Raw genomic sequence first — 17509 nt, forward strand, 5'->3', positions numbered from 1 at the left:
AAACCGCTCAAAACCACATCGGAACCACATACGAACCGCATCAGAACAGCTGCTGCTGGCCCTCCATCGGCGGCTCCTCCGGGTCGAAGAGCCTCGGCTCCGTCGACAGCAGCGGCGCCGAGCGGCGCGAGCCGGGGCAGGAGATGAGTTCGAACGCCACGCGGCGGCCCGGTGGGTCGTGGCGGGCGTAGCGGCCGCCGACGACGGCGATCTCGCGGGAGCAGACGGGGCACGTGCGGCGGGGGGACGACATCACACCAGTGTCGCTCACCTCCGGTGGGCGGGTGGCTCAGAAGACGTTCGCCGGGACGTACGTGCCCCACACCTCCCGCAACGCGTCGCACACCTCGCCGACCGTCGCCCGCGCGCGCAGCGCGTCCTTCATCGGATACAGGACGTTGTCCGTGCCGGTGGCCGCCTTCCGCAGTTCCGTCAGGGACGCCTCCACGGCCCGCCGGTCGCGTTCGGCGCGCAGCCGCTCCAGGCGGGCCACCTGCTGGGCCTCGATCGCCGGGTCGACGCGCAGCGGCTCGTACGGCTCCTCCTCGTCCAGCCGGAAGCGGTTGACGCCGACGACGACCCGCTCGCCGCTGTCGGTCTCCTGGGCGATGCGGTACGCGTTGCTTTCGATCTCGGCCTTCTGGAAGCCGTCCTCGATGGCGGCCACGGCCCCGCCCCGGTCCTCGACCCTCGCCATGAGGTCCAGGGCGGCCTCCTCGACCGCGTCGGTCAGCGACTCGACGGCGTACGAGCCGGCGAACGGGTCGACCGTCGCCGTCACATCCGTCTCGTACGCCAGCACCTGCTGCGTCCGCAGGGCCAGCCGCGCCGCCTTGTCGGTGGGCAGGGCGATGGCCTCGTCGAAGGAGTTGGTGTGCAGGGACTGGGTGCCGCCGAGGACGGCGGCCAGGCCCTGGACGGCCACCCGTACCAGGTTGATCTCGGGCTGCTGCGCGGTGAGCTGGACCCCTGCCGTCTGGGTGTGGAAGCGCAGCGTCAGCGACTTGGGGTTCCGCGCGCCGAACTCCTCGCGCATCACCCGCGCCCAGATCCGCCGCGCCGCGCGGAACTTCGCGACCTCCTCCAGGATCGTCGTGCGCGAGACGAAGAAGAAGGACAGGCGCGGGGCGAAGTCGTCGACGTCCATGCCGGCGGCGACGGCGGTACGGACGTACTCGATGCCGTTGGCGAGGGTGAAGGCGATCTCCTGCGCGGGCGAGGCGCCGGCCTCGGCCATGTGATAGCCGGAGATCGAGATCGTGTTCCACTTCGGGATCTGCGCGCCGCAGTACCGGAAGATGTCCGCGGTCAGGCGCAGCGACGGCTTGGGCGGGAAGATGTACGTGCCGCGGGCGATGTACTCCTTGAGCACGTCGTTCTGCACGGTGCCGGTCAGGCGGCCGGCGGCCACGCCCTGTTCCTCGCCGACGAGCTCGTACATCAGCAGCAGGAGCGCGGCGGGGGCGTTGATGGTCATCGACGTGGAGACCTGGTCGAGGGGGATGCCGCCGAACAGCACGCGCATGTCGTCGACCGAGTCGACGGCGACGCCGACCTTGCCGACCTCGCCGCTCGCGAGCGCGGTGTCCGAGTCGTGGCCCATCTGCGTCGGCAGGTCGAAGGCGACGGACAGGCCGTGCGTGCCGTGGGCGATGAGCTGCCGGTAACGGGCGTTGGACTCGGCGGCCGTGCCGAAACCGGCGTACTGGCGCATGGTCCACGGGCGGCCGGTGTACATCGTCGGGTGGACACCGCGGGTGAAGGGGTACGAACCGGGGTCGCCCAGCCGTTCGGCGGGGTCCCAGCCGGCGAGGGCGTCGGGGCCGTAGACCGGCTCGATGGGCGTTCCGGACTCGGAGGTCCGTGTGCGATCCGACTCGTGCGCCATGGGTTGCCGCCTCCCGCTGCTGCGCTCCGCCACTGGGGTCCGCTGGAGCCCTGCTGACAGGATGCGCCGCCGGGCGGCCGCTCGGCAGCCCCGACACGGGGCGGAGGGAGGGGGGCGCGGGCAGAGCCGGGGGAAGAGCTCCGCCCGCGCCGATGCGCAGAGCCGACGGTATGGGGGGAACTCCGGCTCGTGCGCGGCCGATGACCAGTCGGCTCACTTCTTACAGCGTCAGCGGCACGGAAAGTGTCACACCAGGCAGCAGGGGTGAGGTCGGCTCCGTGCCGCCGCCGGTGGCCGGGGCGAGGAGGGAGCGGCTTTTGGTGGGGTCGGTGCGGGGGACGGTGCCGTCGTCGTCACTGTCGCCGGGCTTCGTCAGGCCGCCGGTTCCGGAGTCCTTCAGCAGCCGCTCGCAGTACGAGCGGACGGCGGACGCGCCGATGCCGGCGCTGCGCTCCAGGAGGCGTACGTCGTTCTCGTCGGCGCCCTTGCCGCGGCGCTGCTGGGCGGCCAATATGTCGCGGCACACGCGCACGGCCCAGGCGCCGGTCGCCTTGCCGGGGTCCTGGCCTGCTCGGTCGTTGTCCTTGGGGGCGTCGCCGTCCGTGTTCCCGCGCGGGTCCGCGGAGGTGCCGTCGCCGGGTCTGTCGCGCTTGTCACCATCCGGGCCCGTGGTGGCGCCGCCGGGTGCGGTGGAGCCGGGCGCGGTCGGGCGGCCGCTCGCGCGCGGGCCGCCGTCCTTGCCCCGCGACGGGGTGTGCCTCGGGTCACCGGTGGCGGGGGACGTGGTCCCCGGGCCGCCGTTCTCCAGCGCGGACACGCTCGCGGCGCTCTCGGGCTCACCACTCGCCCGCCCGAACGGCCCCGACAGCACGCCGGTCCCGGCGGCCACGGCGACGCCGCCCAGGGCGCAACCGGCGATGCCCATCGCGACGGCGACCTTGACGGGGCGCCAGCGCGCTTGCCCTTGCCGGGCTTTGGAACCGGTGCGTACGGCGGGTCGCGGCGCGTCATCAACGCGCGTAGGCCGCGTACGCGACGTGGCATCGCCGCCGTGCGCTCCGCGGGCTCGCCCGCCCGCGACGAGGCGGGGGCCGGGTGTCCGCGCGTCGCCGAGCCCGGCGGACGCGGCCGCGGCGGCGGGGTCCTGCGCCGACGTCGAAGCGGACGCGCTCGCGTCAGCGGTCCCTGCGGGGCCGTGGGCAGCCGCCGGCTCCGACGCGGTGGCGGTCGCGGACGCCGCCGTGACGGCGGGGCTCCGCGCGATGGTCGGCGCCGACCCGGGCTCCGGGCCGGCCGCGCCGGCCGACCGCGTCACGTCGTCCGTCGCACCCGACTCGGCGTTCAGCGCGAAGGCCCCGGCGGACGCCGCCATGCCTTCCGCGACCACCGGACGCCGGACGCCCTCGCCCGCGGCCGTCGTCCCGGCGGCGTCCACGCGCGCCGCATGCACCGCCCGGAATGCCGCCAACGCCGCTTCCTCGCCCGCCAGCGGCTCGTCCGCCGGTGCGGGCCGCGGGGTCAGGGAGCGCAGGGCCCGCACCAGCCGCTCCGCCTCCGGCGGCACCGGGCGCACCGACGAGGTCCCCGCGGCCGGAGCCGCGCCGGAAGCCGACGAACCCACCGGAGGAACCGAAACCGCACCCGGAGCCGAGGAACCCACCGGAGAATCCGGAACCGCCTCCGAAGCCGACGAACCCGCCGACGGAGCCGGCTCGTCCGCCGGGTCGTCGGCGATGGCCGGTCCGCTCAGCAGCCGCTCCACGGCGTCGTCGTCCAGCCAGTCTTCCAACCAGTCGTACTGGTGGTCGTCCGCCATCACATGTCCTTCTGCGTCCGCGCACGCAATTGCGTCACACCCGCAGAAGCATTTGCTCCGCTGCGCGACGCCGGTGGCTTTGGTGATGTGGGTGGCGTAGGGGACGTCTGTGACGTCCGTGAAGCGCTCGGCCGGCGCTGCGCCGGGACGGCCTCGGGTGCCGTCACCAGTTCGGCCAGCCGCCGCAGGCCGCGGTGGGCGGCGGTACGGACCGCGCCCGGCCGCTTGCCCAGGACGCCCGCCGCGCTCTTCGCGTCCAGGCCCACGACCACGCGCAGGACGACGGCCTCGGCCTGGTCCTGGGGAAGCTGGGCTATGAGCGCGAGCGTGCGGTCGGTGCCGAGGGACTCCAGGGCCTCGCCGGCGGTGTCCGCGTCGGCGGGCCGGCCCGCGAGTTCGCTCTCGTCGCCGCCGACGGCCGGGCGCCGGCCGCGCATCCGTATGTGGTCGAGCGCGCGATTGCGGGCGATCCGCGCCGCCCAGCCGCGGAAACGGTCCGCGTCACCGGCGAACCGCTCCAGATCGCGGGCGATCTGGAGCCACGCCTCGGACGCCACATCCTCCGCGTCCGCTTCACCGACGAGCGTGCGGACGTAACCGAGCAGGCGGGGGTGCACAGCGCGGTAGACGGTACGGAATGCCGTCTCGTCCCCGCTCTGCGCCGCGCACACCGCGGCCGTCAGCTCAGTGTCGTCCCCCTGCACGCCCTCATCCTGCCCCACTCCGAGAACCCGCGACTCAGTAGCCCGCCGGGCCGCTGCCGTAAGGATTCTGCGCCGGGCCGTTCCAGCCCGCTCCCGGAGCGGGTTGTACGGGCGGATACCCGGTCGCGCCGTACGGCACACCGCCCGTGGGCGCGGACTGCGGGCCCGCGAGGGCGCGCTGCTCCTGGAGGCGGGCGAGCTGGCGGACGACGAGGACGGCGAGGACACCGGCGACGGCGGTGAGCAGCGTGGCGAGACCCGTGACGCTCGCGGCCGTCTTGAGAGCGCCGACATCCTCACGCCAGCTGCTCCCGTCGTATCCCCGCGCCTGGATCTTGGCCGTGGCACCCGTGGCCATGATGCTGCCCACGGTGTTGAGCACGCCGGCCGTGACCCACAGGGCCCACCAGCTGTTGAGCAGGCCCTTGGGCGCGGACTGGGGTCCCGCCGGGGCGCTGGCCCGGTAGATGTCGTTGACGATCTGCTTGGGGAACCAGAAGTTGACGACCGGCGTGAACCACGCGCCGGCGGCCCAGCCGGTGCCGAAGCGGTGCGTGCCGGGCGCGAAGTACTCCGCGTTCAGCCGCGCGCGGCGCATCCAGACGGCCCAGAGGGTCGCGCTCGCGGCCAGCGTCAGGAGGTAGAGCACCGTCGAGATCACGACGAGGCCGTCCGCCGCCTCGGCGTCGTCCTGCGTGGTGGCGGTGACCCCGTCGTCCAGGAGCGCCTCCAGCGCCAGGCGCTGCTGGGTGCGTGCCCAGAAGAGGAACAGCAGCGCCACGGCGCTGACCGACAGCATCGCCATCAGCGCGATCCGCAGACCGCGGCGCAGGTCGACGCCGCCCACGGGCACGGCGGCGTACGGAGGCACAGCGGCGGGCTGCTGGTGCAGCTGCTGCTGGTACGTGCCGCACGCGCCGCAGCGGCCGTCCGGGCCCACCGCGGCAGCGCGGCACCGACCGCACGGATACATCTTCGAGACCCCCTGGGGATGTGGTCGAATTCTCCGGAATTCCCCGGTTCCCCGGCCACTGGGACACAACACGACAGACGCGCCTCGGGGCGCGGAACCGCGTACGTTACGGGCAGGAGCCCGGCTCCGTCCAGAAAGGGTCCGTGCCACGGCGGTATGACAGTGTGACGGATTCGCGGCTCGTGGCGCTGTACAAGATGCGGGCCCCACCAGGGTTCGCACCGGACGGCGGCCGGAGCCTCTCCTGTGGGGGGTGGCGGCTCCGGCCGTCCTCCGTCCGTGGCACATGTGACCGGCACGTCCGGCGGTCACATGCGGCGCGTCCGGTGGCTCACGCGCCGTCCTCGGCGGCGCTGTCCTTGACCGTGATCGTCAGGTCGTTGGTCACCGTGAAGTACGGGCGCAGCCGCACGTCCCCGCGCGTCGCCGCCGGGAAGGTGTCGATTCCCTTGCGGTCGGCGAAGTCGCCCGCGATCCGGCCGACGCGCACCAGCCCCGCCCCGGCCTTGGGCCGCACCCACAGATCCCACAGGTCCTGCTCCTCCGCCGGCTTCTGCCGCCGCGCCATCGGCTCGTACGGCAGGTGGCCGGTGCCGTTCTCCACGGCCACCCGGACATCTCCGGCGGACCCGTCGCCGTGGCGCAGCCGCGCGATCAGCTCGGCGCCCTCGCCGAGGACCGCGCCGTGGAGGACGAGCGTGACGGTGACGCCGTCGTCGCCGACCCGCACCTCGACGGCCTCGGCGTGCTCGGGGCGCAGCCAGGTGCGTACGGCCAGGAAGCCGTCGCTCGTCGCGTACGGGACCCAGGCGGCGACCCCGGCCGCGCTCGCCGCCAGGTCCAGGCCGAGCAGGGCCTTCTGCTCGACGAGGGCGGCGGCCAGGCGGCGCCGGGACTTGTCCCCGGAGCGCTCGGTGTAGCTGTCCCAGCGGCCTTCGGCCATGGTGTGCGCGGCGCGCTCGATCCGGACCTCGACCGGCCGGCCCGGCTCGCGGTGGCCCGGCAGCGCCACGCGCACGGTCTCCTTGCCCTTGGTGCCGCGGTGGCGCAGCAGGAGGTGGGTGTCGGCGGCGGTGAGCTCCTCGGAGCGCAGCCGTACGGTCAGGGAGCCGTCGGTGTCGACGGCGCAGCGCGCCTCGGGGTGGGCGATGGCCTCGGCGGCGGGGGCGGGCGCGGCCGGGGACTTGGCGCGGCCGCCGCCGAAGAGGCCGCGCAACAGGCCGCCCTTGGCCTTCTTCGCCGGCGCGGCCGCGGTGGAGCCGGGCCGCAGTTCCTCGAAGAGGTGCTCGTAGCGCTGGGCGATCCGGGCGGGTTCGTAGCGGTGCGCGGTCTCCCGGGCGGCCGCGCCCAGGGTGCGGCGCAGGGCGGCGTCGCCGGTGAGCCGGAGCAGGGCGTCGGCGTAGGCGTCGACGGCGTCGGAGTCGTCGAGGGGGACGAGCAGGCCGTCGGTGCCGTCGGTGAGGATCTCGCGCGGGCCGTAGGGGCAGTCGGTGGCGATGACCGGCAGGCCGGCGTGCATGGCCTCGACGATGGTCATGCCGAAGGACTCGGCGTCGGAGGCGACGGCGGCGACGGCGCCCTTGGACCACTCGGTCTCGATGGGCGAGCGGGCGCCCATGAGGGTGATCCGCTCGTACAGCCCGAGCTCCTCGATCTGCTTGCGGAGCTTGTTCTTGGCGGGGCCTCGGCCGTAGATCCGCAGGTTCCAGTCGGGGCGCTCGGCGGCGACCTTGGCGAAGGCGGCGATGAGGCGGTCGTAGCGCTTGACGGCGACGAGGCGACCGGCGGAGACGATGGTCCTGGACGTGCCGTCGGACGGCTCGGCGAGCGGCGCCGGGACGGCGTTGGGGATGGAGAGGATGCGGGCGTGGGCGTCGGGGAGGGCCTCCCGATAGTGCCCGGCGTCGGCCTCGGAGACGGTGGCGAAGGCGTCGAGCGCGGCGATCGCGGGGTCCATCACGGCGTGCAGCTCGGGGACGTGCGCCTCGTGGGTGAGGTGCTCCTGGCCCAGGCGCAGGTAGCGGTCGCTGCCGTACTTCGCGAGGTAGCCGATGAGCTTGGGGCGGGTGGCGATGACGACGTCGGCGTCGGTGGCGGCGAGGTGGGCGGCCACGCGCTCGTCGGTGAGGGCCGTGGCGGCCATGCGACCGTTGTCGATGCGCTCGTCCCGGAAGATCTCGCTCGGCTGCTGGTTGAGCGGGGCCGCGTACTCGTCGCCCTCGGTGTCCTCGCGGAGGTCGACCAGGGGCGTCAGGCGCACGCGGGGGTCGATGGTGAGCTCGGGTTCGTCCACGGGGCGGTTGACGCTGATGATCCGCACCTCGTGCCGGTCCGCGAGGGCGGCGGCGAGGTTGACGGTCGAGCGGATCGTGCCGCCGATGCCGTACGCGTTGTGAAGCAGGAATTCGATCTTCATCGGGCCCTCGTTACAGATGCGCGGGGTGCGCCTGCGCACTCCGCCGTGGAGAGATGCGCGAGCTTCCCCGAGGTTTTCCTTCACATCTCCGACGACGGGGCGCTCCGCATGGTTCAACCCCGAACGCTAAGCCCCTCAGACCCCCACGCGTCCCGCGAGGGCCGAGAAATCCCGCCACGGCAGGGTCGGCGGGCGGGGATCCCACAGCCGCTGGGCCACCGCGGCCAGCGGCAACCGGATGCCGTCGGCGATCTGCTGGGGGGTCTGCGCGTCGGGGTGGTCGCACCAGACGGCGAGGCGGCCGCCGGTGATCCGATCCGGTCCGGAGAGGTGGCGGGGGGCGGCCGTGGTGCCGCGCAGGACGGCCGGTGACCACTCCTGGTAGATGCGCTCACCGGTGGGGTAGCGGAACTGGTTGGGCTCGCCGAGGACGTAATAGAGGTATTCGTCGTTGAGGTTGACGAGGGTGCGTCCCTCGTTCAGGTATTCCTGCGGATCGCGGGCGCCGACCTCCTTGCCGGTCCAGTACTCGACCTCGATGCCCTTGTCGGCGGTGACGACGCCACCGGCGAAGAAGCCGTCGTTCCACGCCTTGGGCGTCCGGTGGAGGCCGCGCACGACCGCGGCGCGGTCGTTGAGCCAGCCGGTGGCCAGGTCCGCCACGCGGCCCTGGGGCCCGTAGCGCTCGCGGGCCAGGGCGGCCAGGCGCGGGTAGGCGGTCTGCGGGTCCTTCGCCATCAGGGCGCGGTACTCGTCCGCGCCGAGGTGGAAGTACGCGCCGGGGAAGAGCGGCGCGTATTCGCGCAGCAGGTCGTCGACGATCCGGGCGGCCTCGGGGTCGGCGATGTCGACGGCGCCGCGGGCGGGGGTGCCGGCCGCGTCGCGCAGCTGGAGCGTGGGGTGGGCCTTGATGACCGCGCCGAGGTGCCCGGGAGAGTCGATCTCGGGTACGACCGTGATGTGCAGGGAGGCGGCGAGGGCGACGATGCGGCGGACCTCGGCCTTGGTGAGGTGGTCGGGGGAGACGATCTCGGGGTGGGACTGGCTCTCGATGCGGAAGCCCTGGTCGTCGGAGAAGTGCAGGCCGAGCTGGTTGAGCTTGAGCGCGGCCATCTCGCGCAGCCGGCCCTCGATCCAGTCGGCGGTGAAGTGCTTGCGGGCGATGTCGAGGTTGAGGCCGCGCTGCTTGCGGTCGGGCGTGTCGCGCACGACGCCTTCGGGGAGCCCGCCACCGGAGCGCACGGCCTGCGCGAGGGTGCGCGTGCCGTAGAACACGCCGGCCTCGCCGGCCGAGGTGACCTGGACCTTGCCGCCGCTGACGGTCAGCTCGTAGGCCTCGTCGCCGCCCTGCGTGCCGGGGCGCAGCGCCAGTTCGACGTCGCCGGGGCGCGCGGGGCCGGCGGCGGCGCCGAGCCGGAGCTCGCCGGCCAGCCTGCGGGCCTCGTCGGCGAGGGGGCCGGCGGGGTCGGTGACGACGCGGGCGCCGGGGGCGGGCCGCCAGCCGGCGCCGGTCCCGGCGGTGGTGGCGCGCAGCGAGGGGATGGTGCGCGGGACGCCGGCGGGGACGGGGGCGCGGGTGGTGGTGACGGGGGCCGCGCTGGAGCCGGTGGTGGGGGCCTGCGGGGAACGGGAGTCGTCCGGTGGGGCGGGCGCGTGGTCGCGCGGGCAGCCCATCAGGGTCATGGTGGCGAGGAGCACGAGACCCGCGACGGATCCCCTGAGGGCCCCGGCCCGGGTGATGCTGACAGGCAGTCCCATGGAGCAGAACCTCCCATATAGGGCATATATGGGCTCAAGGTATTGCCCCCTCGCCCGCCGAGGTGTCCACCACGCGCCGGAAACCGGCCCCGTCCGAAGGAAATTCGCGCATCCGTCGGACAGTGGCCGAGAAGCGTCGTTACCGTAACGGCTCAGTTCGTCCGCTGGAAGTACCAATTCCGCATCGTTTCCGCGCCCCCTGCACGCTCTCCGAGGAGATCCCGCTGCACGGCACCGACCGCCACGGCCTCGACCGGCTCAACTCCGCGCTGCCGGGCGCCGCCGAGGCCGCCCTCCTCGCCTGTTGCGGCAGCCGCCAGTGGGCCCGTCGGCTCGCCGACCACCGGCCCTACCCCGACCTGCGCACCCTGCTGACCACCGCGCGGCGGGCCTCCCGGGCCATGTCCTCCGCCGATCTCGCCGAGGCGCTCGCCGACGAGACCGGCCCCCGGCGGCTGCTCACCGCGCACCCGGCTCTACGCCGGGCCCAGGCCGTGTACGAGAACAGATTCGGCCACGTTTTCGTGGCCTGCCTGGACGACTGCCGCCCCGGGGAGGCCCACGCCCGACTGCTCGCCGCGTTCCGCGTCCGCCTCGGCCACTCGCCACGCGAGGAGACGGATGTCACCGCGGCCGAACTCACCCGACTGGCCCTGGGCCGGCTCGCCCGGCTGGCACCCGACATCCCCTGCCCAAGGCGCCCCGACCTCCGGCAGCCGCGCGGGACATAACGCCCGTACTGCCGGAAGGCGCAGGACACAACGGACGCATCGGACAGCCCCAGTGGCCGGGGAGACCCGCCCACTGGGCCGTACGTGCCTGTTTGATCACACCTGACGACCCCGCGATACCGAACCGACAAGGCGTCGCTACGATGGCCAGGGCCGGTGGACCGTACCCGGCCGGGCCCGCTGACAGTGAAGCCGGCAGGCTCTGATCCCCGCTCCCGGAGGGTTTTCCGTGCCGGCTGGAACGCTGTACCGCGGCCGGGAAGGCATGTGGTCCTGGGTGGCTCATCGAGTCACCGGCGTCCTCATTTTCTTCTTCCTGTTCGTGCACGTCCTCGACACCGCCCTCGTCCGCGTCTCCCCCGAGGCGTACGACGAGGTCGTCGCGACGTACAAGACGCCCCTCGTCAACGTGATGGAGTACGGCCTCGTCGCCGCCATCCTCTTCCACGCACTCAATGGTCTGCGCGTCATCGCGGTGGACTTCTGGTCCAAGGGTGCCCGCTACCAGAAGCAGATGCTGTGGACCGTTGTCGCCATCTGGGTCGTGCTGATGGCCGGCGCCTTCTACCCCGTGCTCCAGCACACGCTGCGCACGCTGTTCGGGAGCTGACGCGAGATGTCCGCTGAGACCACCACCCCCGCCGTGAACGACACGGTGTCGCTCTACGACGTGGACCACCCGGCTCCGGTCATCGAGCCGCCCCGCAAGCGCACCAAGAAGACGCCCAAGTCGACCCGCACCAACTTCGAGCTGTACGGCTGGCTCTTCATGCGGCTGTCCGGCGTCGTCCTGGTCGTCCTGGTCCTGGGTCACCTGCTGATCCAGCTGGTCCTCGACGGCGGCGTCAGCAAGATCGGCTTCGCCTTCGTGGCGGGCCGCTGGGCCTCGCCGTTCTGGCAGGCCTGGGACCTGGTCATGCTGTGGCTGGCGATGCTGCACGGCGCCAACGGCCTGCGCACGGTCATCAACGACTACGCGGAGCGGCCCACCACCCGCTTCTGGCTGAAGAACCTGCTGTACGTGGCCACGGTCTTCACCGTCCTGCTGGGCACGCTGGTGATCTTCACCTTCGACCCGAACATCCGCTAGAGCCCGGGGCTGACGAGACCATGCAGATCCACAAGTACGACACCGTCATCGTCGGCGCCGGTGGCGCCGGCATGCGCGCGGCCATCGAGTCGACCAAGCGCAGCCGCACCGCGGTGCTGACCAAGCTGTACCCCACCCGCTCCCACACCGGCGCCGCCCAGGGCGGCATGGCCGCCGCCCTCGCGAACGTCGAGGAGGACAACTGGGAGTGGCACACCTTCGACACGATCAAGGGTGGCGACTACCTGGTCGACCAGGACGCCGCCGAGATCCTGGCGAAGGAGGCCATCGACGCGGTCCTCGACCTGGAGAAGATGGGCCTGCCGTTCAACCGCACGCCGGGCGGCACCATCGACCAGCGCCGCTTCGGCGGCCACAGCCGTAACCACGGCGAGGCCCCGGTCCGCCGGTCCTGCTACGCCGCGGACCGCACCGGCCACATGATCCTCCAGACGCTGTACCAGAACTGCGTCAAGGAGGGCGTGGAGTTCTTCAACGAGTTCTACGTCCTCGACCAGCTGATCACCGAGGTCGACGGCGTCAAGAAGTCGGCCGGTGTGGTCGCCTACGAGCTGGCCACCGGCGAGATCCACGTCTTCCAGGCGAAGGCCGTCATCTACGCCTCCGGCGGCACCGGCAAGTTCTTCAAGGTGACCTCCAACGCGCACACCCTCACGGGTGACGGCCAGGCGGCCTGCTACCGCCGCGGCCTGCCGCTGGAGGACATGGAGTTCTTCCAGTTCCACCCGACCGGCATCTGGCGCATGGGCATCCTGCTGACGGAGGGCGCCCGCGGTGAGGGCGGCATCCTCCGCAACAAGGACGGCGAGCGCTTCATGGAGAAGTACGCGCCGGTCATGAAGGACCTCGCGTCCCGTGACGTCGTCTCGCGCTCCATCTACACCGAGATCCGCGAAGGCCGTGGCTGCGGTCCCGAGGGCGACCACGTCTACCTCGACCTCACCCACCTGCCGCCGGAGCAGCTCGACGCCAAGCTGCCCGACATCACCGAGTTCGCGCGTACGTACCTCGGCATCGAGCCCTACACGGACCCGATCCCGATCCAGCCCACCGCGCACTACGCCATGGGCGGCATCCCGACCAACGTCATGGGTGAGGTGCTGGCCGACAACGACACCGTCGTCCCCGGCCTGTACGCCGCCGGCGAGGTCGCCTGTGTCTCCGTGCACGGCGCCAACCGCCTGGGCACCAACTCGCTGCTCGACATCAACGTCTTCGGCAAGCGGGCCGGCATCGCCGCCGCCGAGTACTCCGTGAAGGCCGACTACGTCGAGCTGCCGGAGAACCCGGCGCAGCTCGTCGCCGACCAGGTCGAGCGGCTGCGGAACTCCACCGGCAGCGAGCGGGTCGCCGAGCTCCGCAAGGAGCTGCAGGAGACCATGGACGCCAACGTGATGGTGTTCCGCACCGAGCAGACGATCAAGACGGCCGTCGAGAAGATCGCCGAACTGCGCGAGCGCTACCAGAACGTCTCCGTCCAGGACAAGGGCAAGCGGTTCAACACCGACCTGCTGGAGGCCATCGAGCTGGGCAACCTGCTCGACCTGGCCGAGGTCATGGCCGTGTCCGCGCTGGCGCGCAAGGAGTCCCGCGGCGGTCACTACCGCGAGGACTTCCCCAACCGCGACGACGTCAACTTCATGCGGCACACCATGGCGTACCGCGAGGTCGACGCGGACGGCAAGGACTCGATCCGCCTCGACTACAAGCCGGTCGTCCAGACCCGCTACCAGCCGATGGAGCGTAAGTACTGATGAGCACCCCGACGCTCGAGAAGAGCGCGGCCTCGGCCGAGTCCGAGGCCCCCGCGCACCTGATCACGGTCACCTTCCGGATCCGCCGGTTCAACCCGGAGATCTCGGACGAGGCGACCTGGCAGGACTTCCAGCTGGAGATCGACCCCAAGGAGCGGGTCCTCGACGGCCTCCACAAGATCAAGTGGGACCACGACGGGACCCTGACCTTCCGCCGCTCCTGCGCGCACGGCATCTGTGGCTCCGACGCGATGCGCATCAACGGCAAGAACCGCCTGGCGTGCAAGACGCTCATCAAGGACGTCAACCCCGCCAAGCCGATCACGGTCGAGCCCATAAAGGGCCTCACGGTCCTGAAGGACCTCGTGGTCGACATGGAGCCGTTCTTCCAGGCGTACCGCGACGTCATGCCGTTCCTCATCACCAAGGGGAACGAGCCGACGCGTGAGCGCCTGCAGTCGGCGGAGGACCGCGAGCGGTTCGACGACACCACCAAGTGCATCCTGTGCGCCGCGTGCACGTCGTCCTGCCCGGTGTTCTGGAACGACGGCCAGTACTTCGGCCCGGCGGCCATCGTCAACGCCCACCGCTTCATCTTCGACTCGCGCGACGAGGCCGGCGAGCAGCGGCTGGAGATCCTGAACGACAAGGACGGCGTCTGGCGCTGCCGCACGACGTTCAACTGCACGGACGCCTGCCCGCGTGGCATCGAGGTCACGAAGGCGATCCAGGAGGTCAAGCGCGCGCTGATCACGCGTCGCTTCTGACCTGCGGTCCGCTGTTGTACGACGAGGGCCCCGCTTCTGTCACATTGACGGAAGCGGGGCCCTTGCCATGTGCGCCGGGGGCTCGTGGGCCCGCGTACCCGGCAACCGAGGGGACCGCGGGAGGCCGACCCTCAGGAAGTCAGACGGGCACGGACGAAGCGGGTGGTATCACTGTCCTCCCCGGTGACCGCGGCCGCCATCGCCGCGAGATCCCGCCCCAGGCCGGTCCGCTCCTGAGGGTCGGTGACCCGGGACCAGATGTGTACGGCCCGTCGGACGGATTCCTGGGTGAGGGGGTGACTGGGGCCGTGCAGGGCGATTTGGAGGCCGGTGGTGTGCAGGTACCAGCGGACCGCTACGCCGAACTGCCCCATCAAAAAGCTCAACCACCCCCGTATCTCGCGAATGTTGACGGTATGGGAGTGATCCTGACCGTACTCGGCGGTGATCTCCCGGTCGAGCTCCTCCGCCTCGATCGCCGCAGCGGCCAATCCGTCACGGTCCTCGGGGTGATTGAAGGCGGAGGTGACCGCGGTGATTCGATCACGGTGGGCCGTGGGTGGTTCCAGGTCGGTGGTGGCCGACTCGTCCGCAGAGCCGCCGGTACCGTGCGTCGCCGCCTGGCGCCGCTCCGGTATCGGCAGCTCACTCTTCGCCTTTCCACCGCCGATCCGGTCCTCGGTGGTTCGGGCTGCCGTGAGTTCCTCGGCGGCCAACGTCGCCTGCGGGTGCGGCATCGCGGGGGCGGATGCATCCGGCAGAGCCACGGCCTGGGCGGTGCTGGACGACTCACGGACCCAGTAGTCAGGGGTTACGGTGCCCCACGGCGGGAACTGCTGCTGTTCGTCGTGCACGGCTTCCTCGTGTGGTGTTGGTACTGCTCTGCTGCTACCGGCCCACCGGCCGGAAAAAGGGGGGTTGCTCACATGCCGATGCCCTTCTTCCGCAGGTAGGACACCGGGTCGACATCACTCCCGTACGCGGGCCCGGTGCGGACCTCCATGTGAAGGTGAGGACCGAAGGCGTTGCCGGTGGCGCCTGACAGACCGACGGTCTGGCCGCCCTGGACCGTCTGGCCGGCGGAGACCTTCAGCTCGGTCATGTGGGCGTATTGGCTGTACATACCGTCGGCGTGCTGAATGACAACCTGACTTCCGTACGCACCGCCGTCACCGGCCGCGACGACTTTGCCGGGCCCGATGGCGCGCACGGGTGTTCCCTGGCCTACCGCGAAGTCGATACCGGTGTGATAGCCGCTGGACCACATACCACCCGCTTGGTGATAGGGGGTGCCGATCGACGCCTTCACTGGGAGGCCCCATCCGCCCGAGCCCTCCGACTGGCCAGAGGTGTCGGGAGCGGTCAACAGCGATACGTCGGCCATGATGGCCTTGACGTAGTCGTAGGTCTGCCCGGCCGCGAAGGAGCGGGGCGGGACACCCCTGAACCGCTCCACGGCGCCCCAGCCCGCGTTGTAACCGGCCAATGCCTTCTCGATCGGCGACCCGCTGTACTCCGGATGCTTCTTGGCGGTCTTCAACAGGTCGCACATCATTTTCCCCTGCGAAGGGATGGCGTCCTCAGGGTCCCAGACATCGCGCTTTCCATCATGGTTCGCGTCGATGCCCTCGGATTCCCACGTGGAGGGAATGAACTGGGCGATTCCGCTGGCGATCGGCGCGCCTGTAACAGGGTCCTTCGACTGAGCTTTGGGGTCGAACTCCGACTCCGCCTTGAGCTGGGCGGCCAGGACCCCGGCATGAAGGCCCTGGTCGCAGTCGGCAGCCGCTTTCTCGATGAGCGGCGCGTATCGGGCGGGAACGAATCCTTTCCCTACCCGTAGCGAGCCGAAGCTGGTCAGCCCGACATCACCGTCCCCACCACTGTCGCCATCGGACGCTGTGATCAGCACCACAATGCCCAGCCCCAACGCGAGCGGGCTCGCCACGAAGGCAGTCGCCAGGAGCGCGATCCACCTCTTGCCACCCAACCGGTCCCCCTCGCACTGCGTGCTCTTTCATCGCTCGCCACCACGCCACAAACCGGCGTGCAGGTCAGGCAGCGTCATGACCTGGATCGCCCCCCGGCGATACCGACGCCACATTGCCACACCCCTTTTCCGACCGCGCGGGGAGAGCCAAGTGCTGGAGAACGCCAGACCCCGCAGGGCTCCCCAGATGTGACCAAATACCCCTCAAAGCCAAGAGTTTCGGACCGCGCTGCCTGATCCGCCATCACATGGTTTGGGACGGTGCGGAGCTGACGTCCACTTTGACGCACTCACTGCAAAGAGTGCATGCACACGACATTAGACTGTCTGCTACACACGCGGACCGGGGGGTCACGGGGGGTTAGGTGCGGCGCATGAGAGTGGTACTCGGGGGATGCTTTGGCTAGAAAAGAGGACCCTCCCGTGGGACTGCCGGGTGGTGCACGCATCGTCGTGCCGGTGATGGGTGCCACGGGCGGCAGCGGGCGGTCTGTGACCGCTGGACTACTCGCCTGCGCTTTGGCTCCGATGGCATTCACCGCCATTCTGGACACCGCGCCACGACTTTCCTCACCGTGGCCGGCTTGGGTCGCGCACCCCGGTTCCGGTCTGGCGTCAGTGCCGCCCGACCGACCCCTCACCCGTCAACAGCTCCAAGCGGCCGTCTCTCGTTCGTCCGCGTTCCGCGAAAATGTCTGGCAGGTGCTGACGGACCACCAAGAGTGGAGTGCAGCGCCGCTCGCTCTACCCCAAGATCCGGCTGCCTGGTACCAACTGGCTTCCATCGGGGGCTGGCAGGCCGTCGTGATCGACACCGTGCATCCCGTGGCTCACGACCTCATTGCCGCTCGTTGCGCGGGCCGCGCCGGACTGACCGCGCAGTGGTGCGCGCTCCCGTTCTCCGTGCCAGTCCTGTGTGCGGTGGCGACGGCTGCCGGCGTCCAGGGGCTCCAGGCTTCGCTCAGGGCGGCGGAGGCTGAAGGTCTGCCGCTGCACCGCATGGTCGTGGCCCTTGTGGTGGTCGGTGAAGGCCGTCTGCCGGCGGCGGTGAAAGCCGCCGTGACCATGCTGGAGCCGCGAGTCTCCGCTGTTGTCACCTTGCCCTATGACCCCCACATCCGCACCTACGGCGTGAGCGATGTCGCCCGTCTGAAGAACGCCCCGGAGGCCGGTACCCGGCTCGCGCGCGCGGTCCTCACGTCGGCCTGCACGGCTTGGGGCGAGCCGTTGCCTCCGGCGGCGGTCCCCGCCGGTCTTCCTGTCCAATCAGCTGTCGAAAAGGCACCCCTATGAGTCAGATGCTCCAGGCCCTCACCACTCTTGCCGCCGGCCCGGTTCCGGAATACAAACCCGAGGTCCCGGGGGTGTTGCAGAAGCCGACCGGGCAGATCCTTGCCTGGACCGCTGGTATCGGGCTCTCGCTCGCGGTCCTCGGCGGCCTCGCCGGCTGGGCGCTTGTGGCCATCGGTCACCACAGCGAGCGCGCGGGCCTGGCAGCCCGCGGCAAGTCCGGCATCGTATGGTCATTGATTTCCGGCATGGGCATCGGCGTCACCTCCGGCCTGATCCTCGGCTTCTACGGCATGACCCAGGGCGGCTGA

The 17509-nt window shown here is 71.2% G+C and carries 16 protein-coding genes; 7 read left to right on the forward strand and 9 right to left on the reverse strand.

Annotated elements, in window-relative coordinates:
- Positions 1-40: 40 nt before the first annotated feature.
- The 7 genes from ACZ303_RS13560 to ACZ303_RS13590 all read right to left on the reverse strand — a co-directional run bounded on the left by ACZ303_RS13560 (position 41) and on the right by ACZ303_RS13590 (position 9555).
- On the reverse strand, positions 41-253 hold the full coding sequence (locus ACZ303_RS13560) for a hypothetical protein (protein ID WP_467338382.1): 213 nt from the start codon (positions 251-253) through the stop codon (positions 41-43).
- Between the two features lie 36 nt (positions 254-289).
- A complete protein-coding gene (locus ACZ303_RS13565; protein ID WP_467338384.1) occupies positions 290-1888 on the reverse strand; it encodes an acyl-CoA mutase large subunit family protein in 1599 nt (532 codons plus the stop codon).
- 220 nt (positions 1889-2108) lie between these two features.
- Complete coding sequence (locus ACZ303_RS13570) at positions 2109-3704, reverse strand: hypothetical protein (RefSeq protein WP_467338386.1); 1596 nt, start codon at positions 3702-3704, stop codon at positions 2109-2111.
- Positions 3704-4408: an RNA polymerase sigma factor gene (locus tag ACZ303_RS13575; protein WP_467338388.1), complete on the reverse strand. Its 705-nt coding sequence runs from the start codon at positions 4406-4408 to the stop codon at positions 3704-3706. The genes ACZ303_RS13570 and ACZ303_RS13575 overlap by 1 nt, the downstream gene beginning before the upstream one ends.
- A 34-nt stretch (positions 4409-4442) precedes the next feature.
- Positions 4443-5348 carry a DUF4328 domain-containing protein gene (locus ACZ303_RS13580; RefSeq protein WP_467338390.1) on the reverse strand — a complete coding sequence of 302 codons (906 nt, stop codon included), beginning with the start codon at positions 5346-5348 and terminating at the stop codon, positions 4443-4445.
- 364 nt (positions 5349-5712) lie between these two features.
- Positions 5713-7797 carry a glycosyltransferase family 4 protein gene (locus ACZ303_RS13585; protein ID WP_467338391.1) on the reverse strand — a complete coding sequence of 695 codons (2085 nt, stop codon included), beginning with the start codon at positions 7795-7797 and terminating at the stop codon, positions 5713-5715.
- A 135-nt stretch (positions 7798-7932) separates the two neighbouring features.
- Positions 7933-9555, reverse strand: a complete 1623-nt coding sequence (locus ACZ303_RS13590) for a beta-N-acetylhexosaminidase (protein WP_467338393.1) — start codon at positions 9553-9555, stop codon at positions 7933-7935.
- Positions 9556-9677: 122 nt separating this feature from the next.
- Between ACZ303_RS13590 and ACZ303_RS13595 the strand changes: the two genes are divergently transcribed.
- The 5 genes from ACZ303_RS13595 (at position 9678) to ACZ303_RS13615 (ending at position 13918) form a co-directional block, all read left to right on the forward strand.
- The gene (locus ACZ303_RS13595) at positions 9678-10286 is read left to right on the forward strand and encodes a 2-oxo-4-hydroxy-4-carboxy-5-ureidoimidazoline decarboxylase (RefSeq protein WP_467338395.1); all 609 of its coding nucleotides are present in this window, start codon (positions 9678-9680) and stop codon (positions 10284-10286) included.
- A gap of 229 nt (positions 10287-10515) precedes the next feature.
- Entirely contained in the window at positions 10516-10896 is a 381-nt protein-coding gene (gene sdhC / locus ACZ303_RS13600; RefSeq protein WP_215082118.1) for a succinate dehydrogenase, cytochrome b556 subunit, read from the forward strand.
- Between the two features lie 6 nt (positions 10897-10902).
- A complete protein-coding gene (locus ACZ303_RS13605; protein ID WP_467338399.1) occupies positions 10903-11376 on the forward strand; it encodes a succinate dehydrogenase hydrophobic membrane anchor subunit in 474 nt (157 codons plus the stop codon).
- 20 nt (positions 11377-11396) lie between these two features.
- The gene (gene sdhA, locus ACZ303_RS13610) at positions 11397-13151 is read left to right on the forward strand and encodes a succinate dehydrogenase flavoprotein subunit (protein WP_467338400.1); all 1755 of its coding nucleotides are present in this window, start codon (positions 11397-11399) and stop codon (positions 13149-13151) included.
- Complete coding sequence (locus tag ACZ303_RS13615) at positions 13151-13918, forward strand: succinate dehydrogenase iron-sulfur subunit (RefSeq protein WP_467338402.1); 768 nt, start codon at positions 13151-13153, stop codon at positions 13916-13918. The genes sdhA and ACZ303_RS13615 overlap by 1 nt, the downstream gene beginning before the upstream one ends.
- A 131-nt stretch (positions 13919-14049) precedes the next feature.
- On the opposite strand, the gene ACZ303_RS13620 is transcribed toward ACZ303_RS13615, so the two are convergent.
- Positions 14050-14772: a hypothetical protein gene (locus ACZ303_RS13620; RefSeq protein ID WP_467338404.1), complete on the reverse strand. Its 723-nt coding sequence runs from the start codon at positions 14770-14772 to the stop codon at positions 14050-14052.
- Between the two features lie 68 nt (positions 14773-14840).
- Positions 14841-15866 carry a peptidoglycan DD-metalloendopeptidase family protein gene (locus ACZ303_RS13625; RefSeq protein ID WP_467338406.1) on the reverse strand — a complete coding sequence of 342 codons (1026 nt, stop codon included), beginning with the start codon at positions 15864-15866 and terminating at the stop codon, positions 14841-14843.
- Between the two features lie 570 nt (positions 15867-16436).
- On the opposite strand from ACZ303_RS13625, the gene ACZ303_RS13630 reads away from it, so the two are divergent.
- Together ACZ303_RS13630 and ACZ303_RS13635 are read left to right on the forward strand one after the other, a co-directional pair.
- The gene (locus tag ACZ303_RS13630; protein ID WP_467338408.1) at positions 16437-17201 is read left to right on the forward strand and encodes a hypothetical protein; all 765 of its coding nucleotides are present in this window, start codon (positions 16437-16439) and stop codon (positions 17199-17201) included.
- The gene (locus ACZ303_RS13635; protein ID WP_467338409.1) at positions 17198-17509 is read left to right on the forward strand and encodes a hypothetical protein; all 312 of its coding nucleotides are present in this window, start codon (positions 17198-17200) and stop codon (positions 17507-17509) included. Before ACZ303_RS13630 ends, ACZ303_RS13635 begins: the two co-directional genes overlap by 4 nt.

This window comes from Streptomyces sp. NPDC023527 (genome assembly GCF_055560115.1).